The sequence below is a fragment of the Ectothiorhodospiraceae bacterium 2226 genome, assembly GCA_013348725.1.
Taxonomy (GTDB): domain Bacteria; phylum Pseudomonadota; class Gammaproteobacteria.
Genome location: CP054689.1, coordinates 1,481,417 through 1,505,933, shown reverse-complemented (window position 1 = coordinate 1,505,933; position 24,517 = coordinate 1,481,417). Strand labels below are relative to the sequence as shown.

The following is a 24,517-nucleotide window of genomic DNA, read 5'->3' as shown; positions in this document are numbered from 1 at the left end:
GGCCATGGACCCGGCCGGCACTGACACCATCGTCGCGATCGCCACGCCCCCCGGCCGCGGGGGCGTGGGCATCGTGCGCTTATCCGGTCCAGCCGCGGCGGCCATCGCCGCCAGCCTCGTGGGTGAGCTGCCCCGGCCGCGGTATGCGGCCCACCGCGCATTTCGCGATGCCGCCGGCGCGGTGCTCGACGACGGTCTCGTGCTGTACTTCCCCGCCCCCCATTCCTACACCGGCGAAGCGGTGGTCGAACTGCAGGGCCACGGCGCGCCCGTGGTGCTGGATCTCATCGTCGCGCGCTGCGTGGACCTCGGCGCGCGCCTCGCGCGCCCGGGAGAGTTCACCGAGCGCGCGTTCCTGAATGGGCGCCTGGACCTCGCCCAGGCCGAGGCGGTGGCCGACCTCATCGACAGCGCCACCGAGCAGGCCGCGCGCGGCGCGCAGCGTTCCTTGCAGGGGGAGTTCTCGGCGCGCATTCAGGCCCTGGTCGACGCCTTGATCGAACTGCGCGCCTACCTCGAGGCGGCCATCGACTTCCCCGATGAGGAGGTGGACATCCTCGCCGAGGGACAGGTCGCCGAGCGGCTGACGGCCCTCGCCGCGCAGCTCGACGCGGTGCAAGGCGCGGCGCGCGTCGGCTCGCTGCTGCGCGAGGGCCTCACGGTGGTCATCGCCGGCCGCCCGAACGCCGGCAAATCCAGCTTGCTGAACGCCCTCGCCGGCTTCGACGCCGCGATCGTCACCGACGTGCCCGGCACCACGCGCGACGTGCTGCGCGAGCACATCCACCTCGATGGCATTCCGCTGCGCATCCTCGACACGGCCGGCCTACGGGTCACCCACGATGCCGTCGAGCAGGAAGGAGTACGGCGCGCGCAGGCCGAGGTCGCCCACGCCGATCATATGGTGCTGGTGGTCGACGACAGCCTGGGCGCCGGCGCGCCCGAGCAGGCCTTGCTCGACCTGGTGCCCGAGCGCCCGCCGCTGACGGTGGTGTACAACAAGATCGACTTGAGCGGCCGGTCGCCGCGCACCGGCCGAGGCGAACTCGGCACCGAGGTGTGGCTCTCGGCGCGCACGGGGGCGGGCATCGACTTGCTGCGTGCGGCGCTCAAGCAGGCCGCCGGCATCGATGCAGGCGCCGGCGACGGGGCGTTCATGGCCCGGCGGCGCCACCTCTCGGCGCTGACCGCGGCGAGTGCGCACATCGGCGTGGCGCGGCGCTCGTTAGACGAGGGCGCGGGCGTGGAACTGGTGGCCGAAAACCTGCGCCTCGCCCAGCTTGCCCTGCAATGCATCACCGGCCTCTACACCAGCGACGAACTGCTTGGGGAGATCTTCGGCCGCTTTTGTATCGGCAAGTAGGTGCCGCCGCCGCGCGCCGTCGTGGGGCATCGCGCGCCTTCTACGCTTGCACAAGCGGGGCTTGGCGCGCCTTCAGTGCCCCTCCTTCACCTCGAAGATCTCCTGCGCCACCAGGCCATGCGATTCCTTATGCACCGCCTCGGCGGCCTCGCGGCTCGGTGCCTCCGACAGACAAAACACCGTCCCGGAGTCTGCGTCATACCAGTACTTCAGATACTGCACGCCGTGCTTCGCCTGCACCTCCACGTCGCGCGCATGCGCCGCCGCCACCGCCTCCGGGGTTAGCCCCGCCACCCCACGGTGAATGTCCATGTAGTACGGCATATCGGCTCCCTCCTCCTGCTGCTACCGCGTGATCGGATCCCGACCCAATTCCGGGTGACCTAAGCGCCCGCGGCAGTGAGAGACGCGGCGCCGGCTTTTCCGATAAGCTTAGTTTTCTCGGGCCCAGGGCGCTCGTCATCGCCGCTTGGCGTGGACGACACTGCCCGCCGCCGCCGCCATGTACGGATCGCCATGTCACCCCATTTGGCCTCACTGCGCTACACCAACGCCTACGCCGCGCTCGGCGAACCCTTTTCAACGCCCGTCGCGCCGACGCCGTTTACGGCGCCGCCCCGGGTGCTGCATTTCAACCCCGCCGCTGCCGCGCTGCTCGACCTGGACCCCGCCGTGGCGGCCGACCCGCAGCTTCCGACGGTGTTCAGCGGCGCGCAGGCCTTGCCGGGGATGGCACCGCGCGCCGCGCTCTACGCCGGCCACCAGTTCGGGGTGTACGTCCCGCAACTCGGCGACGGCCGCGCCCTGCTGCTCGGCGAGGTGCGCAACGAGGCCGGCGAGCGGTGGGAGATCCAGCTCAAGGGCAGCGGCCCCACCCCCTACTCCCGCGGCGGCGACGGGCGGGCGGTGCTGCGCTCGAGCATTCGCGAGTACCTGTGCAGCGAGGCCATGCACGCACTGGGCATTCCCACCACCCGCGCCCTGTGCCTGATCGGCGCGGACGAACCCGTGGTGCGCGAGCGCGTCGAAACCGGCGCCATGGTGACCCGCCTCGCGCCCACGCACGTGCGTTTCGGCTCGTTCGAGGTGTTCTATTACCGCGAGCAGCACGACCACACCCGTACCCTCGCCGACTTCGTGCTCGCGCACCACTACCCTGAGATCGAGCCCGGCGATCCCGCGCGTTACCAGCGCTTGTTCGAGACCGTGGTCGGGCGTACCGCCCGCCTCATCGCCCAGTGGCAGGCGGTGGGTTTTGCGCACGGCGTGATGAACACCGACAACATGTCCATCCTGGGGCTGACGCTCGACTACGGCCCGTTCGGGTTCATGGAGGTCTACGACCCGGGCTACATCTGCAACCACTCCGATCATCACGGCCGCTACGCCTTCGAGCGCCAGCCGCAGATCGCCCTGTTCAACCTCAGTTGCCTGGCCCAGGCGATGCTGCCGCTGATGGAGTTCGATGCGGCGAAGGCCGCGCTCGATGCCTTCGACCCCCAATACCAGGCGCACTACGGGGCGCTGATGGCGCGCAAGCTCGGTTTCGACAGCGAGCACGGCGCCGACCCGGCCGTCACCGCCTTGCGCGAGACCCTGCTCCAGCTCATGCGCGCCAGCCGCGCCGATTACACGCGCGTGTTCCGTGCCTTGGCGGGCGTAGCGTGTGAGGGGCCGGTACCGCCTGCGCTGCGCGATCAGTTCATCGACCGCGAAGCGCTCGACCGCTGGGTCGCCGACTGGCGGGCACGCCTGAGGGCCGCGGCGCGCAACGACGCCGCGCGGGGCGTCGCCATGCGGGCGGCCAACCCGCGCTATGTGCTGCGCAACTACCTCGCGCAACGCGCCATCGAGCAGGCCGAGCGGGGCGATTACCGTGAAATCGACAACTTGATGCGGGTCTTGGCCCGGCCCTACGACGAGCAGCCCGAGGCGGCCCATTACGACGCGCCGGCGCCCGATTGGGCGCAAAATCTCCAGGTGAGCTGCTCGTCCTGAGCCCCGCGCTGTCGCCGTTCCCCTACATTGGGGCGATTCCCAACGCGCTGACAGCGCGAGATTTTCGGCTACGCTTCTTAGCAGGTAGATGCTCCGCTCGGAACGGAGGCCGTGTGGACCTGGGAACCATACTGTTGCTGGTGTTGATCCTGCTGTTGTTGGGCGCCATACCGGCTTGGCCGCACAGCAGGGCATGGGGCTACGGCCCCAGCGGGATTCTCGGTGTACTGCTAGTCCTCGTGATCGTCCTGTTGCTCGCCGGACGCATTTGATGCGCGACATCTTCCCAAGAGCTTATTAGGAAGCAACTCACAAGGAGAGGACTCATGATCAAGCGACTGCTGGCGGTACTTATGGTGCTGGGTATGGTGGGCGGCATCGCAGGCTGCAACACCATGGAAGGCGCGGGCGAGGACGTCGAGCGCGGCGGCGAGGCCGTGCAGGAAGGCGCTCAGGAAGGCCGTGAAAGGATGCAGTAAGAGGTCTGTGCGCCGGTCCTCGACAGCCTGTCGCTGACCGGCGCATCCCTTTCGTTCCCCCAAAACCACTTGCCCCTCGGCGCACTTCCCGCTGCCGTCTCACTCCTCGAGCACCCGCACCCGTCCGCGCATGCCACGCCCCTCGTGGGGGAGGCACACGTACTCGTACGTGCCGGGGACCTCGAAGGTGTGTCGGAAAACACTGCCCGCCCGCAGCCGCCCGGAGTGAAACGGCTCGGCCCCGGCAGGCAATTGCGCATGGACGGGGTCCTTTACCCGCGCGGGGTCCGCGGTCACGGTATGGGTGAAAAACGAGCGGTTGCGCCACTCGACCGTGGCACCGCGCGGTACCACCACCTCCTCCGGATCGAAACCGAAACCGTGCGTCATGTTCACCACCGCCGCGGCATCCTCCGGGGGCGGGTCGTAGGCCCGGCCGCCTAGCCCGCAAGCCGCGAGGCTCGCCGCGCCAAGCAGCGCCGCGACGATGTATGCCGGCGTCCGTGCGAGCATGTTGGCCTCCTTCTAACCGCCTGCTGAAACCGCTTGTAGCCGGGAAGTAGGGCGATCGTGGTGAAATACGGGCTGGGCGCCCCTTCCTCAAGCGAAGCCTAGCAGAGCCTCAGGCACGAAAGCGGGTGACGTGGTGCGCCAGGCGCAAGAGCCCGTTGCGCGGGGGGCGCGGGGTGTAGCGCAGCTTGCAGTACAACCGCGTGATCAACATCGTGTGGCGCGCGAGATCCGGCCGCGCCGCGCCCACGCGTTGGGCGTAGGTGAGCGGGGCTTCGCCCGGGGCCCGCACAAGGCCCCGGCGCGCCAGTTTGCGCGTGAAGCGGCCATACAGCCGGCTGGCCGGATCCCCCACCGGCGGCTCGCGCACCGCCAGCCACAGCGCAACGCCGAGCAGCAGTACCACCACGATGCCGCCGATCACCCCCGCCATGGCGCGTCGACTGAGCCCGTCGAGCCCGAGCGCGTCCAGTACGCGCGCCTGACGCTGGGCGGTGTAGCCCAGCACCCAGCGGTTCCAGCGGTGATTCACCGTATCGCGGGCATGGCGCGCCTGACGCAGCGCCGCGCCGAGCCAGCCCGGCGCCTGCTCCAGCACGCCAGCGTCGCTGAGCAGCGCCGAGCGTCGCGAACTCGTGTCCACCCGCTCGGGTGCAACCGCGTGGGTAGGATCCACGCGGGTCCAACCGCGTCCGTCCAGCCACACCTCGGCCCAGGCGTGGGCATGCGATTGGCGCACGACCAGATAATCCCCCACTGGGTTGTATTCGCCGCCGAGGTAGCCGGTAACCACCCGCGCCGGCACGCCGGCGGCGCGCATCAAGGCCACGAAGGCGCCGGCATAGTGCTCGCAGAAGCCGCTCTGGGTCTCGAACAGGAACTCGTCCACCGGATCGTTGGGCAACAGCGGCGGTACGTGGGTGTAGAAGAAGGGCTGCTCCCGGAACCATTCCAGCGCCGCCCGCACGCGCGCGCTGTCGTCGGCGTGCTGCGCGCGCCACGCGTCGGCCAGCGCCTGGGCGCGCGGATGCGCCCAGCCGGGGAGCTGCAGATACAGCGCACGCTCACCGGCGCTCAGTTCTTGTCCCTGCCAACGCGGCCAGGCGGTGAGGCTCAGCGCGGTGCGCCGGCGCAGCGGCTCTTCGGCCAGCAGCTCGTGGCTGGAGGACATGCGCGCGCCCGCGGGCACGGATGCCGCCATCTCCAGCGCCGGGAGCCAGCGCCCGCTGTGGGGTTCGAGCACGAGCTCGTAGTGCAGCGCCTCGCCCGCCGGCTCCAGTGGCGGCGCCTCCGCCTGCTGCACCGGCAGGCGGTGCCACTGGCGCCCGTCCGTTCCCCCCAGCACCAACGCGCGGAAGTAGCGCTCCTCTTCGGGCGGCGGCGGGCCCGCAAACTCGGCACGAAACACCACGGCCTGCGACTCGTACAGCCGGCTGATGTCGCCGGGGCTCATGGTGTCGGACAGCCCCGTCAACGCCCCCTCCCCGCCCAGGCCCATCAAGGGTTGCGGTGGGCGGGGAAACAGCACGAACAGCACCACCATGATGGGCACCGCCTGCAGCGCCAGAGAGCCGGCCAGGCGCACCTGCTGGCGCGTGGCCGGCCCACCGTCGCTGTGATGATGCAGCCCGATCACCGCTGCGGTAAGCGCGACCACCGCCGGGATGGTATACAGCGAAATAAGAAAGGACTGGGTGTGCAGGTATAGCGCGGCAAGCAGGAAGTAGCCGAGCAGGAGGGCCACCAGCGCGTCGCGCCGCCCCTCCAGTTCCAGCAGCTTGAGGCTGATCATCGCAACCAGCAAGGCGGTGCCCGCGGCCTTGCCGAACAAGGTGTCGTAGCTCATCAGCACGGCGAGCACCGCCGCCGCGGTCAGGGTCAACCGCAGCCAGCGCGGCGGCACCTTCGCCCGCCCGCGGCTGATCGCCACCCGCCACAGGAACAACACGAGCGCGCCGGCGCTCAGCCACAGCGGGATGTGGACCGCGTGCGGGACCAACACCACCGCCAGCGCCACGAGCACCAGCGGGGCGTCGGCGCGAACCGGCGGTTCCCCGCGCCGAGCGCCGTTCATTCGTCGCGTCCGTACAGCGCCAACGCCCGCAGACAGCGGGCGCGGTGATCATCCCCCGCGCCCGGCTCGATGCACTGGTCCGGCAGGCGCAGGCCGAACGGCCGACCCGCGCGATGTGCGGCCAGCACCGCCGCGGTCAGTTCGGACAGGCGTGCCTCCAGGTCCGCCGGCTCGCGTTCGAGTTCCAGCCACAACACCTGCGCCTCGGGCTCCACGGCCTCGCGCGTGAGCAGGCCCCGCCCGGCCGCCAAGCCCTTCCAGTGCACCGCACGCAGCGGATCCCCCGGGCGGTAGGCGCGAAAGCCCTGGAAGTCGTCGCCGCCGAGGCGTGGCCGACCGCCGCTATCGGCGGCCGGCGCCGCCTGTGCCGCGGGCTTGGGGTAGACCACGCCCGAGCCGAGCGGGCGCAGCCGCACCAGGCAGCGCCAGATGCCGAGCGGAAAGCGCGTCGCCAGGGTGATGCGACCGGGCGCGAGCCGTCCGCGCTCGGGCGCCGGCACGTCCAGTTGCACCCACACCATGCCGTCGGCCGGCACATCCACCGCGATGGGCGCGGAGGCGCGGTGCGCGCGCACCTCCACGCCGTAGCGGGCGCGGCCGCCGCGGTTGTCGAGCGGCAGGGAAAAGCGTGCGTGCTCGCCCGCGAACACCGGCAGGGCGCTGGCCTCGCCCACCTGCAGGCCCGACAGATTGCGGTAGGCGTGCACCAGGGAAACCAAGCCCATGCCGACCAGGAGGAAGGCGAGCATATAACCGAGGTTGTTGTCGTAGTTGACCGCGCCGATCAGGGTCGCCAGCGCGAGCGCGGTGAACAGCGCCCCGGCGCGGGTCGGCAGCGCATACAGGCGCGCGGCGCGGGTACCGGCCGGGGGCTTGCTGCGATGGGTGACGACGATGCCGCCTTCGGGATGGCGCGCCATCAAGTCACCGGCACGTGGGCAAGTTCGGCCATCACCTCCTCGCTGCCGGCACCGCCGCCTTCGAGCAGCTGCAGACGATGGCCGGCCGCGCCGGGCAACACGGCCTGCACGTCCTCGGGCAGCACGTAATCGCGCCCCGCCATGAAGGCCCAAGCGCGCGCGCAGGCGAGCAGCGCGAGACCGGCGCGCGGCGACAGCCCGCAGCTGAAACGCTGCGACTCGCGCGAGAACTCGAGCAGGCCCTGCACGTAGTCCAGCACCGCATCGCTGGCATGCACGGTGGCGGCCTCCCGTTGCGCGACCAGCAACTCGCGCGGCGTGAGCACCGGCTGCAAGTCCTTGAGCAACACGCGCCGGTCCATCCCTTGCAGCAGCGCGCGCTCGGCGGCGCGGTCCGGATAGCCCAGCTCGAGGCGCATCAGGAAGCGGTCGAGCTGCGACTCGGGCAAGGGGAAGGTGCCGATTTGGCAGACGGGGTTCTGGGTGGCAATGACGAAGAACGGCTCGGGCAGCGCGTGGGTCTGGCCTTCGATCGAGACCTGCCCCTCGGCCATCGCCTCCAGCAGCGCGCTCTGGGTCTTGGGCGTCGCGCGGTTGATCTCGTCGGCCAGCAGCACCTGCGCAAACACCGGGCCCGGGCGAAACGAAAAGCCCTCTTTGGCGTCGTACACCGTGAGGCCGAGGATATCGGCCGGCAGCAGGTCGCTGGTGAACTGCACGCGCTTGAAATCCAGACCCAGGGACAGCGCCAGCGCCTGCGCGAGGGTGGTCTTGCCAACCCCCGGTTGGTCTTCGATGAGCAGATGACCGCGTGCCAGCAGGCAGGCCAAGGCCAAGCGAATCGGGCGCTCCTTCCCAAGTATGACGCGCGCCGCCTGGGCGACCACCTGATCCAGTTGCGATTTCATTCGATTTCCGCTCCCCTGGGCGGTGCCGCTGGCCAGCCAGCGCCCCGCAGTCGTACAATTTTTGTTTTCGCATGCCCGGCTCAGCGGCGGCGCAAGCCGGTCAGGCGGGCGGGCCGGGCCCACCCGGCCGCGGCGGGATGCCGCAAGTGCCCGCATCCAGGGCATATCGGCCGCGATTCGCGGGAGTGAAGGTGCAGTACGCAGACGACTTCGATGTCATTGTAGTCGGGGGTGGCCATGCCGGCACCGAGGCCGCCTTGGCCGCGGCGCGCATGGGTCGGCGCACCCTGCTGCTTACCCAGGCGATCGAAACCCTGGGCCAGATGAGCTGCAATCCGGCCATCGGCGGGATCGGCAAAGGGCACCTGGTCAAGGAGATCGACGCGCTCGGCGGGCTGATGGCGCACGCCACTGACCGCGCCGGCATCCAGTTCCGCATCCTGAACGCGAGCAAGGGCCCCGCAGTGCGCGCCACGCGCGCCCAGGCCGACCGCGTGCTGTACCGCCAGGCGGTGCGCGCGGCGCTCGAGCATCAGACCAATCTGCGCCTGTTCCAGCAGACGGTGAGCGACCTGGTGGTGGAGGGCGAGCGCGTGGTGGGCGTGGTGACTCAGATGGGGCTCGCCTTCCACGCCCGCGCGGTGGTGCTCACCGTCGGCACCTTTCTCGGCGGGCGTATCCACATCGGCGAGTCCAATTATTCCGGCGGGCGCGCGGGGGATCCGCCCGCCAATGCCCTCGCCGCGCGCCTGCGCGAGTTGCCGCTGCGCGTCGCGCGCTTGAAGACCGGCACCCCGCCGCGCCTGGACGGGCGCAGCATCGACTACAGCTGCCTCGAGGCGCAGCCCGGGGACGAGCCCATGCCGGTGTTCTCCTTTCTAGGCAGTGCCGCCGAGCACCCGCCGCAGGTGGCCTGCCATATCACCTACACCAACCCCGACACGCACGAGATCATCCGCGGCGGCCTGGACCGCTCGCCGATGTACAGCGGCGTGATCGAGGGCGTGGGGCCGCGCTACTGCCCCTCCATCGAGGACAAGGTGGTGCGCTTCGCGCACAAGGACGCCCACCAGATCTTCGTCGAGCCCGAGGGGCTGGACACCCACGAGGTCTACCCCAACGGCATCTCGACCTCGCTGCCCTTCGACGTGCAGCACGCCCTGGTGCGCTCCATCCCCGGCTTCGAGCGCGCCCATATCACCCGGCCCGGCTACGCCATCGAGTACGACTACTTCGATCCGCGCGATCTGCAGCCGACGCTGGAGACCCGCGCCCTCGCCGGCCTGTTCTTCGCCGGGCAGATCAACGGCACCACCGGCTACGAGGAGGCCGCCGCGCAGGGGCTGCTCGCCGGGCTGAACGCCGCGCGCGTGGCGGCGGATGAGGCGCCCTGGTGGCCGCGCCGCGACCAGGCCTATATCGGCGTGCTGGTCGACGACCTCATCACGCGCGGTACCAGCGAGCCCTACCGCATGTTCACCAGCCGCGCCGAGTACCGCCTGCTGCTGCGCGAGGACAATGCCGACCTGCGCCTGACCGCCATCGGGCGCGAACTGGGCTTGGTGGACGACGCGCGATGGAGCGCGTTCTGCGCTAAACGCGACGCCATCGAGCGCGAACAGGCGCGATTGCACGACATCTGGCTGCGGCCCTCCGATGCCGCGGCGGACCAGGCCGCGCGTCTGCTGGGGGCGCCGCTGGCGCGCGAACAGCGTGCCGCCGAGCTGCTGCGCCGCCCCAATGTCCGCTATGCCGAGTTGACCGCCCTCCCCGGGGTCGGGCCGGCGGTGACCGACCCCCAGGTGGCCGAGCAGATCGAGATCCAGGCCAAGTACGCGGGCTACATCGAGCGCCAGCACGACGAGATCGCCCGCCAGCGCCGCCACGACGACCTCGCCCTGCCGGCGGACCTCGATTACGCCGCGGTGCGCGGCCTGTCCGCCGAGGTGCGCGAGAAGCTGGCGCACCAGCGCCCGGCCACCCTCGGTCAGGCGGCGCGGGTGCCGGGGGTGACCCCGGCGGCGGTGTCGCTGCTGCTGGTGCACCTCAAGAAGCAGACGCGTGCCGCCCGCAGCGCCTGAGCAGGCGGCGCGCCTCGCGCACGGGTTGCAGGCCCTGGGGCTCGCCGTGGATGCCGACGCCCAGGCCAAGCTGCTCGACTACGTGGCCCTGCTTGCGCGCTGGAACCGCACCTACAACCTCACCGCGGTGCGCGATCCGCTGGAGATGGTCACCCGTCACCTGCTGGACAGCCTCGCGGTCTTGCCTTACCTGCGCGGACCGCGCATCGTCGACGTGGGCACCGGGGCGGGGTTGCCGGGCATCCCGCTTGCCATCGCCGCCCCCGATCATCGCTACACCCTGCTCGACAGCAACGGTAAGAAGACCCGCTTCGTGACGCAGGCGGCGGCGCAGCTTGGACTCACGCAGGTGGAGGTGGTGCAGGCGCGTGTGGAAGACTATGTGCCGGACGCGCCGTTCGACACGGTGGTGACGCGCGCCTTCGCCGAGCTGCCGCGGGCGCTCGCGGTGGCGGGGCATTTGTGTCGCACGGGCGGCACGTTCTTGGCCATGAAGGGCGCGGCGGCGCACGCCGAGGCGGAAGGTCTGCCCGCCGGTTATCGATTGCGCGGGGTGCGCGCGCTCACGGTGCCCGGGCTGGATGCGCAGCGCTATGTGGTCGAGGTGACGGCGGCGGACCCCACGGCTTAAGGTCTGCATATCCAGCCTGGATCTCGCAGACCAGTATGCCGCTAAAGAAGGCGTCGGATCATTCCACGCTTCCATAGCTACGGCACGACACACCGAAGGCGGCGCGGGCCGTCGACGATTTCGACAACGGGCGGCGTCGCGCCGACCGGGAGGGGGGTAGATGGGACGCATCATTGCGGTGGCGAATCAGAAGGGCGGGGTGGGCAAGACCACCACCTGCACCAACCTGGCGGCCTCGCTTGGCGCACGCGCCCAACGCGTGCTGCTGGTCGACCTCGATCCGCAGGGCAACGCCACCATGGGCAGCGGGGTCGATAAACACGAATGCGATCCCTCGGCCTACGACGTGCTGCTCGGCCACGCGCCCGCCGCCGAGGCGGTGGTCAACATCGAGCAGTCGGGCTATCACCTGCTGCCCACCGGCGGCGACCTGACCGCCGCCGAGGTCGAGTTGATCGCCCTGGAGGGCCGCGAGCGGCGCCTGCGCGAGGCGCTGACGCCGCTGCGCGACAACTACGACTACGTCCTCATCGACTGCCCGCCGTCGCTCAATATGCTGACGGTCAATGCCCTGGTGGCCGCCGACTCGGTGCTGATCCCCATGCAGTGCGAGTATTACGCGCTGGAAGGCCTGTCCGCATTGCTCGACACCATCGAGCGCATCGCGCGTGCCGCCAACCCCGAACTCACCGTCGAGGGCGTGTTGCGCACCATGCACGATGCGCGCAACAATCTGGCCACCGACGTCTCCCGCCAGCTCGAGACGCATTTCGGGAACCGCGTCTACGAGACCATCGTGCCGCGCAACGTACGCTTGGCCGAGGCGCCGAGTTACGGCCTGCCGGCGCTTTATTACGACAACACCTCGCGTGGCGCGCAGGCCTACCAGGCGCTGGCCGACGAGATGCTGGCGCGGGCGGGCATCGCCGCGCCGGCCGAGGCGTGAGACGCCGGGCCGGCGTCGCGGCCGCCCGCCTGACGGCACATGTGCGGCGCCGCGTTCGGCGGCCCGGTTCCGGCGGGGATGCCCGCCGTCTGCGACAACAGGGACAAAGGTAACCAACATGGCGGTGAAAAAGCGCGGTCTGGGCCGCGGTCTGGAAACCCTGCTCGGCGGCAGCGCGCCCACCCGCGCCGAGGATCGCGCGCGCGAGGACGGCGACCTGCGCCACCTCGGCGTCGACCTGATCCAGCGCGGCAAGTACCAGCCGCGCCTGGACATGCGCACCGAGGCGCTGGAGGAACTGGCCGCCTCGATCCGCGCCCAGGGCGTGGTCCAGCCCATCGTGGTGCGCCCGCTGCCCGAGCGCCCCGGCCGCTACGAGATCATCGCCGGCGAGCGCCGTTGGCGCGCCGCGCAGATGGCCGGCCTGCACGAGATCCCCGCCGTGGTGCGCGACGTCCCCGATCGCGTGGCGATCGCCATGGCGCTCATCGAGAACATCCAGCGCGAGGGTCTGAACGCGATGGAGGAGGCGCGCGCCCTGCAGCGCCTGGTGGACGAGTTCGAGATGACCCACCAGATCGCGGCCGACGCGGTGGGCCGCTCGCGGGTGGCGGTCAGCAACCTGCTGCGCCTGCTCACCCTGAACGAGGACGTCCAGACGCGCGTCGAGCAGGGCGAGCTGGAGATGGGGCACGCGCGCGCGCTGCTCGCGCTGTCGGGCGAGCTGCAGAGCCGTGCCGCCCGCATGGCGGTGGAGCGCAAGCTGTCGGTGCGCCAGACCGAGGCCCTGGTGCGTCAGCTCGCGCAGAACCCGGACGGCGCCAACAAGCCCATGGCGCCGCGGGTCGACCCGGACATCCGCCGGCTGCAGGAACAGCTGTCCGAGCGCTTGGGGGCGAAGGTGGTGTTCCAGCACGGTCCGAAGGGACGCGGCAAGGTGGTGATCCAGTACAATAGCTTGGAAGAGCTGGACGGAATTCTTGACCATATCAAATAGCCGTAGACCGCCCACAAACAATTCTCTTTATCGGCCCATCATTGACCGCTGCCACAGCGTTCTCTATACTGCGCGGCCCTGAGAGGTCGTGCGCGAACGCGCCTCGATCGGGCTCGATTCGCTGAGGGGCGGACGCCGCATCGCGGCCCAGCCAAACCAATCCGGCGCTCGCTCGATCCCGCTCGCGCCGCCTCACTCGCCCAGAGTGGCTAACCACCAAGACGCAGACGCCATGAGTCATGCCGCCACTGTCCTGCGCGGGGCGCTGCACCGCTTGCTGGGCGTGCAACTACTGCTGACACTCGCCGTCGCCGGCGCCTATTTGGCGATGGTGGGCGCCGCCTCCGCGCTGGCCGCCCTCTATGGCGGCGGCATCGCGCTGGTGGGCAGCCTGATCGCCGGCTGGCGCATTCTGCGCGCCGGTGCCCTGGCGGGCCAGAACCCGCGCGTGGGCGAGGTCGAGATTTATATGGGTGCCGCGATGCGCTTCATCGCGACCCTGGTGCTGTTGGCAATTGGTATGGGGCTCCTGCGGCTGGACCCCCTGGCGATCATCGCCGCCTTTGCCGCCGCGCAAATCGGATACATGTTCAATCGGGTGGATACGAGTTGGACCCCACCCAAATAAAACTTGGAGCGTTCCGTGAGCCAGCCGCTAAGTGAACAGACACCGGGCGACAATCCTGTTTATTACATCACCCACCACTTAACCAACCTCAGTGTCAGTATCGGCGAGGGTCCTTTCTGGACTCTGCACCTGGACACTATTTTCTTTTCCCTGCTGACCGCCGCCATTCTGGTCGGGGTGAGCTACGTGGTGGGCCGCAATCTGAACCCGGACCGCCCCACCGGCATGCAGAACGTGCTCGAGACGGTGGTCGAGTTCGTCGACCAGCAGGTCAAGGACATCTTCCCGGGGCGTGACCCGCTCATCGGACCGCTGGCCATCACCATCTTCCTGTGGGTGTTCCTGATGAACTCCCTCAAGCTGATCCCGGTGGACCTGCTGCCCGCCGCCGCCAACCTGGTCGGCATCTACTACCTGAGCCCGGTGCCCACCACCAATCTGTCGGCGACGGTCGGTCTGGCGTTGGTCGTGTTCGCGCTGATCATCGGATACAACATCAAGATCCGCGGCGTGGGCGGCTACCTGAAGACCTTCCTCATGCATCCGTTCGGCATCTGGCTGTTCCCGGTGAACATCGTCATGACGCTGGTGGAGGAGATCGCCAAGCCGGTAAGTCTCGCGCTGCGACTGTTCGGCAACATGTTCGCCGGCGAGCTGATCTTCCTGCTCATCGCGCTGCTACCGTGGTGGATTCTGTGGCTGCCCAACCTCGGCTGGGGCATCTTCCACATCCTGGTCATCACGCTGCAGGCGTTCATCTTCATGCTGCTCACCATCGTCTACCTCGGTATGGCGAGCACGGCAGACGAACACCACTGACCGAATTCCTTTTTTGGGTTTGTTCTTTACAACTTGTGCGTCATCAACTTTAGGAGAAGACCTCGATGAATCCTGAAATCATTGCCAGCGTGTACAGCTTCACCGCGATCGGCGTCGGCATCATTCTGGCCGCGGCCGGTCTGGGTTCCGCGCTGGGCTGGGGCCTGATCTGCTCGAAGTACATCGAGGGTATCGCCCGTCAGCCGGAAATGCGTCCGCAGCTCATGGGTCAGATGCTGTTCACCGGCGGCCTGATGGAAGCCTTCCCGATGATCGTGCTCGGTATGGCCATGTGGTTCGTGTTCGCCAACCCGTTCGCCGGAGCCGTCGCCGCCGCGCTGGGGCAGTAACAGGGGAAACGCCCCGCCCACGCGGTACCGCGATAAAGGAGTGCTCCAATGAACATTACAGCTACGCTTTTCGCCCAGATCTTCAGCTTCGTGCTGCTGATCTGGTTCATGAAGCGTTTTCTGTGGGGCCCGCTCACCACGATGCTCGAAGACCGCAAGAAGCGTATTGCGGACGGGCTGGCACAGGCCGAGCGGGGTCGCCACGAGCAGGAATTGGCGGAGAAGCGCGCCAAGGAAATCCTGCAGGACGCCAAAAACCAGGCCGCCGAGATCATTGCCCAGGCCCAGCGCCGCGCCAATGAGATCGTCGAAGAGTCGAAGACGACTGCCCGCGACGAAGGTCAGCGGCTGATCACCGCCGCCAAGGCGGAGATCGAGCAGCAAGCCAATCAGGCGCGCGAGCAGCTGCGCGGTCAGGTGGTGAATCTGGCGGTGGCCGGTGCCGGTCGGGTCTTGAAGCGTGAAGTGGATCAGAAGACCCACGAAACGCTGCTCAAGGACCTGGCGGCTCAACTCTAAGGGGCTCCGACCATGGCCGAATCAACCACGATAGCCCGCCCCTACGCGCAGGCCGCGTTCGAGGTGGCGCGCGAGCATAATGCGCTCGCGCGTTGGTCCGAGATGTTGCAGTGGGCGGCGCAGGTGGCCGCCGACGCGCAAATGGCCGCGCTCATCAAGAGCCCGCACGTGAGCCGCGAGGATCTGGTGCAGATCATCCTGGACGTGTGCGGCGACAATCTCGACGAGCAGGGCCGGAACCTCATCCGGACTTTGGCCGCCAACGGGCGCCTCGAACTGCTGCCGGACATCGCGGCGCTGTTCGAGATGCTACGCGCGGACGCCGAGGGCACGGTCGAGGCGGAGGTGGTTTCGGCCCTTCCGGTCTCGGACGCACAGCAGGCGATCATCGCCGACGCGTTGGCCAAGCGCCTGGGCCGCAAGGTCGCGCTGCGCTGCCGCACCGACGAGGCACTGCTCGGGGGCGCCATCATTCGCGCGGGCGATCTGGTGATCGACGGCTCGGCGCGCGGCCATCTGAATAAACTCGCCACTGCGCTGCTCCGATAGCGGCGTCGGCAAGAGGATTGCAACCATGCAACTGAATCCAGCGGAAATCAGCGATCTCATCAAGCAACGCATCGAGAAATTCGAGGCGGTGACCGAGGCGCGTAACGAAGGCACGGTGGTCTCCATCACCGACGGCATCGTGCGCATCCACGGCGTCGCCGACGTGATGTACGGTGAGATGATCGAGTTCCCCGGCAACACCTTCGGCCTCGCGCTCAACCTCGAGCGTGATTCGGTCGGCGCGGTGGTGCTGGGTCCTTACGAGCACATCGCCGAGGGCGACAGCGTCAAGTGCACCGGCCGTATTCTGGAAGTGCCGGTGGGCGAAGAGATGCTGGGTCGCGTCGTCGACGCGCTCGGTCTGCCCATCGACGGCAAGGGCCCGATCACGGCGGCCCAGACCTCGCCTATCGAAAAGATCGCCCCGGGCGTTATCGCCCGTCAGTCGGTCGACCAGCCCATGCAGACCGGCCTCAAGGCGGTGGACGCGATGGTGCCGATCGGCCGCGGTCAGCGTGAGCTGATCATCGGCGACCGCCAGACCGGTAAGACGGCGGTGGCGGTGGACGCGATCATCAATCAGAAGGGCACCGGCGTTAAGTGCATCTACGTGGCGGTCGGCCAGAAGGCCTCCTCCATCGCCAACGTGGTGCGCAAGCTGGAAGAGAACGGCGCGATGGAGCACACCATCATCGTGGCCGCGACCGCGTCCGACTCGGCCGCCATGCAGTACATCGCCCCCTACGCCGGTTGCGCGATGGGCGAGTACTTCCGCGACAAGGGCGAAGACGCCCTGATCGTGTACGACGACCTCACCAAGCAGGCCTGGGCCTACCGCCAGGTGTCGCTGCTGCTGCGTCGTCCGCCGGGCCGCGAAGCCTACCCCGGTGACGTGTTCTACCTGCACTCCCGTCTGCTGGAGCGCGCCGCGCGCATCAACGCCGATGAGGTCGCCAAGCTGACCGGCGGCAAGGTCACCGGCAAGACCGGCTCGCTGACGGCGCTGCCGATCATCGAGACGCAGGCCGGCGACGTGTCCGCGTTCGTGCCGACCAACGTGATCTCGATCACCGACGGTCAGATCTTCCTGGAGACCGACCTGTTCAACGCCGGTATCCGCCCGGCCATCAACGCCGGTCTGTCGGTATCGCGCGTCGGTGGTGCGGCGCAGACGAAGATCATCAAGAAGCTGGGCGGCGGCGTGCGTCTGGACCTCGCGCAGTACCGCGAGTTGCAGGCCTTTGCGCAGTTCGCGTCCGACCTGGACGAGGCCACCCGGCGTCAGATCCAGCGCGGCCAGCGCGTGACCGAGCTCATGAAGCAGCAGCAGTACCAGCCGCTGAGCGTCGCGCAGATGGCGGTGTCGCTGTTCGCGGCCAACCAGGGCTTCCTGGATGACATCGAGGTCAAGAAGGTCGTGGACTTCGAGCAGGCGCTGCAGTCGTACATGAAGGCCGAGCACGTCGCGCTGCTGGACAAGATCAACCAGAGCGGTGACTACAACGACGACATCGCGGCCGAATTGAAGGCAGCGATCGAGAAGTTCAAAGCCAGCCACACCTGGTAAGGGAGCCGAGCGATGGCGAGCGGCAAAGAGATTCGCGGACAGATCCGAAGCGTAAAGAACACGCAGAAGATCACCCGCGCCATGGAAATGGTGGCGGCGTCCAAGATGCGTAAGGCGCAGGACCGCATGGCGTCCGCGCGCCCCTACGCCCAAAAGATACGCAACGTGATTGCGCATCTGGCGCAGGCGCATCCGGAGTACCGCCACCCGTACCTCGAGCAGCGCGAAGCGAAGAACGTCGGGTACATCCTGATCTCCACCGATCGCGGCCTGTGCGGCGGCCTGAACGTGAACATGTTCAAGGCCGCCATCGGCAGCATGCGGGAATGGGACGCGCAGAAGGCCGGCGTGCAGGTCTGCACCGTGGGCCAGAAGGCGAGCGGTTTCTTCAAGCGGCTGGGGTCCAACATCGTGGCGCAGGTCTCCGGCCTGGGCGACGCCCCGCGCATCGCCGATCTGATCGGCAGCGTGAAGGTGATGCTCGACGCCTACGACAACGGCGAGATCGACCGGCTGTACCTGGTGTACAACGAGTTCGTGAACACCATGACGCAGAGTCCGCAGGTCATGCAGCTGCTGCCGGTCAGCGCGCCGGAGCCCGAACAGGCCCTGGCCCATCACTGGGACTACCTGTACGAGCCCGACGCGGCGGAGGTGCTGGATCAGCTCCTGATGCGCTACGTCGAGTCGCAGGTCTACCAGGGCGTGGTGGAAAACATCGCCTGCGAGCAGTCGGCCCGCATGGTCGCCATGAAGGCTGCCTCGGACAACGCCGGCAACCTGATCGGTGAACTGCAGCTTGCCTACAACAAGGCGCGCCAGGCGGCGATCACGCAGGAGCTCTCGGAGATCGTCGCGGGCGCCGCTGCCGTTTGAGCGCGGCTGCCGAAAGGTTTCAGGAAATTTCGAGGAAGACACAATGGCTACGAATGCTGGAAAGATAGTGCAGATCATCGGCGCGGTGGTCGACGTCGAGTTCCCGCGCGGCTCGCTGCCGACGGTGAACCAGGCGCTGCAGGTCGACGACGGTGGCCTGGTGCTGGAAGTGCAGCAGCAGCTGGGCGACGGCGTGGTACGCACCATCGCCATGGGCAGCACCGAAGGCGTGCGTCGTGAGGCGGCGGTGACCAATCTGGGTCGCCCGATCTCCGTGCCCGTGGGCACCAAGACCCTGGGCCGCATCATGAACGTGCTGGGCGAGCCCATCGACGAGCAGGGTGAGGTGGGCGCCGAGCAGACTTGGGCGATTCACCGCCAAGCGCCGAAGTACGAAGACTTGGCCGCGAGCACCGAGCTGCTCGAGACGGGCATCAAGGTCATCGACCTGATCTGTCCGTTCGCCAAGGGCGGTAAGGTCGGCCTGTTCGGCGGCGCCGGCGTGGGCAAGACCGTCAACATGATGGAGCTCATCCGCAACATCGCCATCGAGCACTCCGGCTACTCGGTGTTCGCCGGCGTGGGCGAGCGTACCCGCGAGGGTAACGACTTCTATCACGAGATGAAGGAGTCGAACGTTCTCGACAAGGTGGCGCTGGTGTACGGTCAGATGAACGAGCCGCCGGGCAACCGTCTGCGCGTGGCGCTGACCGGCCTGACCATGGCCGAGTTCTTCCGCGACGAAGGCCGCGACGTGCTGCTGTTCGTGGACAACATCTACCGCTACACCCTGGCCGGTACCGAGGTGTCCGCACTGCTCGGTCGTATGCCGTCGGCGGTGGGTTACCAGCCGACCCTCGCCTCGGAAATGGGTGCTCTGCAGGAGCGCATCACCTCCACCAAGACCGGCTCCATCACCTCCATCCAGGCCGTGTACGTGCCGGCGGACGACTTGACCGACCCCTCGCCCGCCACCACCTTCGCGCACTTGGACGCCACCGTCGTGTTGTCGCGTCAGATCGCCGAGCTGGGTATCTACCCCGCCGTGGATCCGCTCGACTCCACCAGCCGTCAGCTCGACCCGCTGGTCATCGGCCAGGAGCACTACAACGTGGCCCGCGCGGTGCAGAACACCCTGCAGCGCTACAAGGAGCTGAAGGACATCATCGCGATTCTGGGCATGGACGAGCTGTCCGAAGACGACAAGCTCATCGTGGCCCGTGCGCGTAAGATCCAGCGCTTCCTGTCGCAGCCGTTCTTCGTGGCCGAGGTGTTCACCGGCTCGCCCGGCAAGTACGTCTCGCTCAAGGAGACCATCCGCGGCTTCAAGGGCATCGTGGAAGGCGAGTATGACCACCTGCCCGAGCAGGCCTTCTACATGGTCGGCACCATCGACGAAGCGGTGGAAAAGGCCAAGACCCTGTAAGCCGCTGCGGCGGAAGGAGTTAAGTTATGGCCATGACCATGCACGTGGACATCGTGAGCGCCGAGGCGGAGATCTTCTCAGGCACGGCGGAGGCGGTGTACGCCCCCGCCCTGATGGGCGAGGTCGGTATCCTGCCGCGCCACAGCCAGCTGCTCACCCAGCTCAAGCCGGGTGAGGTGCGTGTCATCACCCCGGGCGGCCAGGAGGAGTTCTACTACGTCTCCGGCGGCATGCTCGAGGTGCAGCCGCACACCGTGACGGTGCTGGCCGACACGGCGCTGCGGGCCAAGGACGTCGACGAGGCCGCGGCGATCGAAGCCAAGCAGCGGGCCGAGCAGGCGCTCAAGGACCGCAAGGCGGATGTCGACTACGCGGCCGCGCAGGCGGAGCTCGCCGAGGCCATCGCCCAGCTGCAGACCATCCAGCGGCTGCGTAAGAAGATGGGCCAGCACGGACGTAGTTGACCGGCGGTGCAGTAACAGGCGTAATCGGAAAGGGCAGCGTAGGCTGCCCTTTCTTCGTTGCGGGGGAAACGCCAGCGCTAGCGCGGAACCGCGCCGGCGTGCACGCGGGGCTCGCCTAGTGCACGAGGACGAATCGGGACGCATGCTCGAGCGGGTGAACATACGCGTGAGCTATATTCTACGAACGAAACCGGCGCTCCATGTGCTCAAGCTGACGCCGCCCGCGAAGGGCAGGCCAACGTGCCTCAGGCGCGCCGCACGAGCCCCTCGGACGTATCGCGAGGAAGCCTGCGCAACCGGGCCCTCTGCCACCGCAGCGTCGGTGCCGAGGCGCGTTTCGAGAACGAGCGGGGCGACCAGCTCACACTGGTCGTCACCGTGCGCGAAGACAATCAGATTACGCTGGACGGCAACCGCCCCCTGGCCGTGCGCCCCTTGGTGTACCGCCTGCGGGTGGCGTCGGTGAAGCTATCGCCGGCGCATTGACCGCCGTTTCGTGAGGGAGAGATTCGCTACATGGCCTCCGCGCTTTCCGTGGTTGTATTGGCTGCCGGCCAGGGCACGCGCATGCGCTCGCGCGTGCCGAAGGTGCTGCACACGCTGGCCGACCGGCCGCTGCTCGCGCACGTACTCGACACCGCCGCCGCACTCCAACCCGCCGCGATCTACGTGGTGCACGGCCACGGCGCCGAGGCCGTGCGCGCGCACTTTGCTACCCGCGACGACGTGCACTGGGTGCTGCAGGCCGAGCAGCACGGCACCGGCCACGCGGTGGCGCAGGCCCTGCCCGCCATTCCGCGTGAGCACCGCGTGCTGGTGCTCTACGGCGACGTGCCGCTGGTCGAGGTGGACACGCTGCGCCGCCTGCTGGCCGCCGAGGGCGCGCTCGCGCTGATGACCGCTACACTCAAAGACCCCACCGGCTACGGCCGTATCCAGCGCGATGCGGACGGCCGCGTGCACGGCATCGTCGAGCAGAAAGACGCCGGCCCCGAACAGCTCGCCATCCGCGAGGTCAACACCGGCATCCTGGCGGCCGACGCGGCGCGCCTCGGCGACTGGCTCGCGCGCGTGGACAACAGCAACGCGCAGGGCGAGTACTACCTCACCGACGTGGTGGGCCTGGCCGCCACGGAAGGAGTGGAGGTCGCGAGCGCGCAGCCCGACAGCATCGACGAGATCCTCGGCGTCAACGATCGCAGCCAGCTCGCGCACCTCGAGCGCGTGTACCAGCGCCGTGCGGCCGAGCGGCTGATGCGCGCGGGCGTGACCCTGCGCGACCCGGCGCGTTTCGACCTGCGCGGCACGCTCGAGGCCGGGCAGGACGTGACCATCGACGTGAACGTGATCATCGAAGGGCGGGTGGTGCTCGGCAGCGGAGTGAGCGTCGGCGCGCACTGCGTGCTCAAGGACGTCACCATCGCCGACGGCGCGCAGATCGCCGCGCACAGCGTGCTCGACGGCGCCGAGGTCGGCGCCGGCGCGCGCATCGGCCCGTTCGCGCGCCTGCGCCCCGGCGCGCGCCTCGCCGCCGCGGTGCACGTCGGCAACTTCGTCGAAGTGAAGGCGAGCGAGGTGGGCGAGGGCAGTAAGATCAATCACCTCAGCTATGTCGGCGACGCCCACGTGGGCGCGGGCGTGAACATCGGCGCCGGCACCATCACCTGCAATTACGACGGCGCCAACAAGCACCGTACCGTGATCGGCGACGGCGCCTTCATCGGCTCCGACACGCAGCTGGTCGCCCCGGTGACCGTGGGCCCGGGTGCCACCATCGGCGCGGGCAGCACCATCACGCGCGACACCCCGGCGGACGAGCTCACCCTGAGTCGGTCGCCGCAGAGAACCGTCAAAGGCTGGCAGCGCCCGGTGAAGGCGCCCAAGCCGAGCGAGGAGAGATAAAGGTATGTGCGGAATCGTGGGAGCCGTGGCCGAGCGCGACGTGGTGCCGATTCTGTTGGAAGGGCTGCGTCGCCTCGAGTATCGGGGCTATGACTCGGCGGGCGTGGCCGTGCTGCGCGACGGTTGCGTCGAGCGCGTGCGCGCGCCGGGCAAGGTCGCCGCGCTTGCCGAGGCGGTGCGCGAGGAGCGGCTCAGTGCGCGCACCGGCATCGCGCACACGCGCTGGGCCACGCACGGCAAGCCCACCCAGAACAACGCCCATCCGCACGTGTGCCGCCACACCATCGCCGTGGTGCACAACGGCATCATCGAAAACTACGAAGCGCTCGGCGAGGTGCAGCGCCGCAACGGCCACGCCTTCACCTCCGAGACCGACACCGAAGTCGTGGTGCATGCCATCTACGACGAAACCGAGCGCGGCGCGGATCTCCTCGAAGCCGTGCGCCGCACGGTGGCCGAGCTGCGCGGGGCCTACGCGCTCGGCGTGGTGAGCAAGAACGAGCCCGGGCGCCTGATCGCCGCGCGGCGCGGCAGCCCGCTGGTGATCGGCGTCGGCATCGGTGAGCACTTCATCGCCTCGGACGTCGCGGCGCTGCTGCCCGTCACGCAGCGTTTCATCTTTTTGGAAGACGGTGATATCGCCGACCTCAGCAAGGACGGCTTGGTCATTTACGACCTGGACGGCCACGAGGTACAGCGCCCGGTGCGCGAGTCCGAACTCTCCGCCGACGCGGTGGAGCGGGGCGAGTACCGCCACTACATGCAGAAGGAGATCCACGAGCAGGCGCGCGCCGTGGCCGAGACGCTGGAGGCGCGCCTCAGCGATTCGCACGTCCTGGAGCAAAGCTTCGGCCAGAACGCCGGTGAGATCTTCGACACCGTCGAGCACGTGCACATCGTCGCCTGCGGCACCAGCTACCACGCCGGCATGATCGCCCGCTACTGGATCGAGTCCCTGGCCGGCATCCCCTGCGCCGTCGAGGTCGCGAGCGAGTTTCGCTACCGCAACCCGGTGGTGCGCCGCAACTCGCTGCTGGTCACCATCTCCCAATCGGGCGAGACCGCCGACACGCTGGCCGCGCTGCGCGCCGCCAAGGGTCTTGGCTTTCAGCACACCCTCGCCATCTGCAACGTGCCCGAGAGCGCGCTGGTGCGCGAGTCCGACCTGGTGCTCATGACCCGCGCCGGCCCCGAGATCGGCGTCGCCTCCACCAAGGCCTTCACCACCCAACTCACGGCGCTGCTGCTGCTGGTGCTCGTGCTCGGCCGCCGCCACCGCCTGGAGGACGCGCAAGAGGCGCGCATCGTCGATCAACTCAAGCGCCTGCCCGGCATGATCGAAGACGTGCTGAAGATGGACGACGCCATCCGCGAGCTCGCCGTGCAGTTCGCCGACAAACAGCATGCCCTGTTCCTCGGCCGCGGCGCGCACTACCCCGTCGCGCTAGAGGGCGCGCTCAAGCTGAAAGAGATTTCCTACATCCACGCCGAGGCGTACCCCGCCGGGGAACTCAAGCACGGCCCATTGGCTCTCGTCGACGACGCCATGCCCGTGATCGCCGTCGCCCCCAACGACGAGCTGCTCGAAAAGCTGAAGGCCAACCTGCAAGAGGTCCGCGCCCGCGGCGGCGAGCTCATCGTGTTCGCCGACGCAGGCGCCGAGATGCAGGCCGGTCCCGGCGTGCAGGTCTACAACATCGCGCCCACCGATCAGGTCGTCTCACCCATCGTCCACACCGTGCCCCTGCAGCTCCTCGCTTACCACGCCGCGGTGATCAAGGGGACGGACGTGGATCAGCCGCGGAATCTCGCCAAGTCGGTGACGGTGGAGTAGGTAGTTCCGCTGACCACGCGGGGCGGACGGCGTGCCTGTTCCCATTGGGCGTCCGTCGCGTCACCTTAGGTCCAGATACGGAGGTACGCTATGAACCATACCCTGCGCGATCTGAGCGTTGAGCAGCGCATTCGCCTCGTCGAGGAGCTTTGGGACAGCATCGCCGCCGATCAGTCCGCACTGCCGCTGACCGACGAGCAGCGAGCCGAGCTGGACCGGCGTCTCGACGCCTTCGAGACTGACCGCGACCCGGGACGTCCGGCAGCGGACGTGCTCGCGAGAATCCGCAAGCGCCTGTGACGCAGGATGTCCGCCTTCGGCCCGAGGCCGAGCGAGACATCGAGGAAGCCGCCAGGTGGTACGAGCACCAGCGAAGCGGTCTCGGCCAGCAGTTCCTGGACGAAGTCTCGCAGGCGCTGGCGAAGCTTGCCGAACGCCCTCGCTGTATCCCGCCCTGTACCGCAACACGCGACGTGCCTTGATCCACAAGTTCCCCTTCGGCATCTACTATCGACTCGAGCGAGAGGCCGTAGTTGTAGTTGCCGTCATGCACGCCAGCCGTAACCCGCGGCGTTGGCGCATAGGCGGTAGCGCGCGCTGCGGTCCGCGTTCACCCGCCTTACGGCAAAGCTTGAACTAGCGCCCCTCACGCGGGAAGATGCCCCAATAGGTCCCA

At 68.5% G+C, this 24,517-nt stretch carries 26 protein-coding genes and 1 pseudogene; 22 read left to right on the top strand and 5 right to left on the bottom strand.

Annotation, left to right across the window (positions count from 1 at the left end):
* Positions 1–4: 4 nt before the first annotated feature.
* Entirely contained in the window at positions 5–1,363 is a 1,359-nt protein-coding gene (gene mnmE / locus HUS23_07250) for a tRNA uridine-5-carboxymethylaminomethyl(34) synthesis GTPase MnmE (protein QKT03621.1), read from the top strand.
* Positions 1,364–1,435: 72 nt separating this feature from the next.
* Here the strand turns inward: mnmE and HUS23_07245 are convergent, their stop codons facing one another.
* Complete coding sequence (locus tag HUS23_07245) at positions 1,436–1,687, bottom strand: DUF4242 domain-containing protein (protein QKT03620.1); 252 nt, start codon at positions 1,685–1,687, stop codon at positions 1,436–1,438.
* 192 nt (positions 1,688–1,879) lie between these two features.
* Here HUS23_07245 and HUS23_07240 point away from each other — a divergent pair, with 192 nt between their 5' ends.
* The 3 genes from HUS23_07240 (at position 1,880) to HUS23_07230 (ending at position 3,840) form a co-directional block, all read left to right on the top strand.
* Positions 1,880–3,361, top strand: coding sequence for a YdiU family protein (locus HUS23_07240; protein ID QKT03619.1), 1,482 nt, complete (start codon positions 1,880–1,882; stop codon positions 3,359–3,361).
* Positions 3,362–3,474: 113 nt separating this feature from the next.
* Positions 3,475–3,633: a DUF3309 domain-containing protein gene (locus HUS23_07235; protein QKT03618.1), complete on the top strand. Its 159-nt coding sequence runs from the start codon at positions 3,475–3,477 to the stop codon at positions 3,631–3,633.
* A 54-nt stretch (positions 3,634–3,687) separates the two neighbouring features.
* Positions 3,688–3,840: an entericidin A/B family lipoprotein gene (locus HUS23_07230; GenBank protein QKT03617.1), complete on the top strand. Its 153-nt coding sequence runs from the start codon at positions 3,688–3,690 to the stop codon at positions 3,838–3,840.
* A gap of 99 nt (positions 3,841–3,939) precedes the next feature.
* On the opposite strand, the gene HUS23_07225 is transcribed toward HUS23_07230, so the two are convergent.
* The 4 genes from HUS23_07225 to HUS23_07210 form a co-directional block, all read right to left on the bottom strand.
* The gene (locus HUS23_07225; GenBank protein QKT03616.1) at positions 3,940–4,353 is read right to left on the bottom strand and encodes a hypothetical protein; all 414 of its coding nucleotides are present in this window, start codon (positions 4,351–4,353) and stop codon (positions 3,940–3,942) included.
* A gap of 109 nt (positions 4,354–4,462) precedes the next feature.
* Positions 4,463–6,424, bottom strand: coding sequence for a DUF3488 domain-containing transglutaminase family protein (locus HUS23_07220; protein ID QKT03615.1), 1,962 nt, complete (start codon positions 6,422–6,424; stop codon positions 4,463–4,465).
* A complete protein-coding gene (locus tag HUS23_07215) occupies positions 6,421–7,344 on the bottom strand; it encodes a DUF58 domain-containing protein (GenBank protein QKT03614.1) in 924 nt (307 codons plus the stop codon). The genes HUS23_07220 and HUS23_07215 overlap by 4 nt, the downstream gene beginning before the upstream one ends.
* On the bottom strand, positions 7,344–8,252 hold the full coding sequence (locus HUS23_07210; protein ID QKT03613.1) for a MoxR family ATPase: 909 nt from the start codon (positions 8,250–8,252) through the stop codon (positions 7,344–7,346). Before HUS23_07210 ends, HUS23_07215 begins: the two co-directional genes overlap by 1 nt.
* Positions 8,253–8,389: 137 nt before the next feature.
* Here HUS23_07210 and mnmG point away from each other — a divergent pair, with 137 nt between their 5' ends.
* The 18 genes and pseudogenes from mnmG (at position 8,390) to HUS23_07120 (ending at position 24,481) form a co-directional block, all read left to right on the top strand.
* On the top strand, positions 8,390–10,333 hold the full coding sequence (gene mnmG / locus HUS23_07205) for a tRNA uridine-5-carboxymethylaminomethyl(34) synthesis enzyme MnmG (protein ID QKT03612.1): 1,944 nt from the start codon (positions 8,390–8,392) through the stop codon (positions 10,331–10,333).
* Positions 10,314–10,964, top strand: a complete 651-nt coding sequence (gene rsmG / locus HUS23_07200) for a 16S rRNA (guanine(527)-N(7))-methyltransferase RsmG (GenBank protein QKT03611.1) — start codon at positions 10,314–10,316, stop codon at positions 10,962–10,964. Before mnmG ends, rsmG begins: the two co-directional genes overlap by 20 nt.
* A 160-nt stretch (positions 10,965–11,124) precedes the next feature.
* On the top strand, positions 11,125–11,910 hold the full coding sequence (locus tag HUS23_07195; protein ID QKT03610.1) for a ParA family protein: 786 nt from the start codon (positions 11,125–11,127) through the stop codon (positions 11,908–11,910).
* A 118-nt stretch (positions 11,911–12,028) separates the two neighbouring features.
* On the top strand, positions 12,029–12,907 hold the full coding sequence (locus HUS23_07190; protein QKT03609.1) for a ParB/RepB/Spo0J family partition protein: 879 nt from the start codon (positions 12,029–12,031) through the stop codon (positions 12,905–12,907).
* Between the two features lie 232 nt (positions 12,908–13,139).
* Positions 13,140–13,535 (top strand): ATP synthase subunit I, encoded by a 396-nt coding sequence (locus HUS23_07185; GenBank protein ID QKT03608.1) that lies wholly within the window; start codon positions 13,140–13,142, stop codon positions 13,533–13,535.
* A gap of 15 nt (positions 13,536–13,550) precedes the next feature.
* The gene (gene atpB / locus HUS23_07180) at positions 13,551–14,354 is read left to right on the top strand and encodes a F0F1 ATP synthase subunit A (GenBank protein ID QKT03607.1); all 804 of its coding nucleotides are present in this window, start codon (positions 13,551–13,553) and stop codon (positions 14,352–14,354) included.
* A 65-nt stretch (positions 14,355–14,419) separates the two neighbouring features.
* The gene (gene atpE, locus HUS23_07175) at positions 14,420–14,704 is read left to right on the top strand and encodes a F0F1 ATP synthase subunit C (protein ID QKT03606.1); all 285 of its coding nucleotides are present in this window, start codon (positions 14,420–14,422) and stop codon (positions 14,702–14,704) included.
* 48 nt (positions 14,705–14,752) lie between these two features.
* Positions 14,753–15,223 (top strand): F0F1 ATP synthase subunit B, encoded by a 471-nt coding sequence (locus HUS23_07170; GenBank protein QKT03605.1) that lies wholly within the window; start codon positions 14,753–14,755, stop codon positions 15,221–15,223.
* Between the two features lie 12 nt (positions 15,224–15,235).
* Complete coding sequence (locus HUS23_07165; protein ID QKT03604.1) at positions 15,236–15,772, top strand: F0F1 ATP synthase subunit delta; 537 nt, start codon at positions 15,236–15,238, stop codon at positions 15,770–15,772.
* A 25-nt stretch (positions 15,773–15,797) separates the two neighbouring features.
* Positions 15,798–17,339 (top strand): F0F1 ATP synthase subunit alpha, encoded by a 1,542-nt coding sequence (locus HUS23_07160; GenBank protein ID QKT03603.1) that lies wholly within the window; start codon positions 15,798–15,800, stop codon positions 17,337–17,339.
* 12 nt (positions 17,340–17,351) lie between these two features.
* On the top strand, positions 17,352–18,215 hold the full coding sequence (gene atpG / locus HUS23_07155) for a F0F1 ATP synthase subunit gamma (protein ID QKT03602.1): 864 nt from the start codon (positions 17,352–17,354) through the stop codon (positions 18,213–18,215).
* A gap of 43 nt (positions 18,216–18,258) precedes the next feature.
* Positions 18,259–19,641 (top strand): F0F1 ATP synthase subunit beta, encoded by a 1,383-nt coding sequence (gene atpD / locus HUS23_07150; protein QKT03601.1) that lies wholly within the window; start codon positions 18,259–18,261, stop codon positions 19,639–19,641.
* Positions 19,642–19,667: 26 nt separating this feature from the next.
* Positions 19,668–20,105, top strand: coding sequence for a F0F1 ATP synthase subunit epsilon (locus tag HUS23_07145; GenBank protein QKT03600.1), 438 nt, complete (start codon positions 19,668–19,670; stop codon positions 20,103–20,105).
* Positions 20,106–20,345: 240 nt separating this feature from the next.
* A complete protein-coding gene (locus HUS23_07140) occupies positions 20,346–20,591 on the top strand; it encodes a hypothetical protein (GenBank protein ID QKT03599.1) in 246 nt (81 codons plus the stop codon).
* 30 nt (positions 20,592–20,621) lie between these two features.
* On the top strand, positions 20,622–22,007 hold the full coding sequence (glmU, locus tag HUS23_07135; protein ID QKT03598.1) for a bifunctional UDP-N-acetylglucosamine diphosphorylase/glucosamine-1-phosphate N-acetyltransferase GlmU: 1,386 nt from the start codon (positions 20,622–20,624) through the stop codon (positions 22,005–22,007).
* Positions 22,008–22,011: 4 nt separating this feature from the next.
* On the top strand, positions 22,012–23,841 hold the full coding sequence (gene glmS, locus HUS23_07130) for a glutamine--fructose-6-phosphate transaminase (isomerizing) (GenBank protein ID QKT03597.1): 1,830 nt from the start codon (positions 22,012–22,014) through the stop codon (positions 23,839–23,841).
* 90 nt (positions 23,842–23,931) lie between these two features.
* Complete coding sequence (locus tag HUS23_07125; GenBank protein QKT03596.1) at positions 23,932–24,141, top strand: addiction module protein; 210 nt, start codon at positions 23,932–23,934, stop codon at positions 24,139–24,141.
* Positions 24,138–24,481: pseudogene (locus tag HUS23_07120) on the top strand (type II toxin-antitoxin system RelE/ParE family toxin). Before HUS23_07125 ends, HUS23_07120 begins: the two are co-directional and overlap by 4 nt.
* Positions 24,482–24,517: the final 36 nt, after the last annotated feature.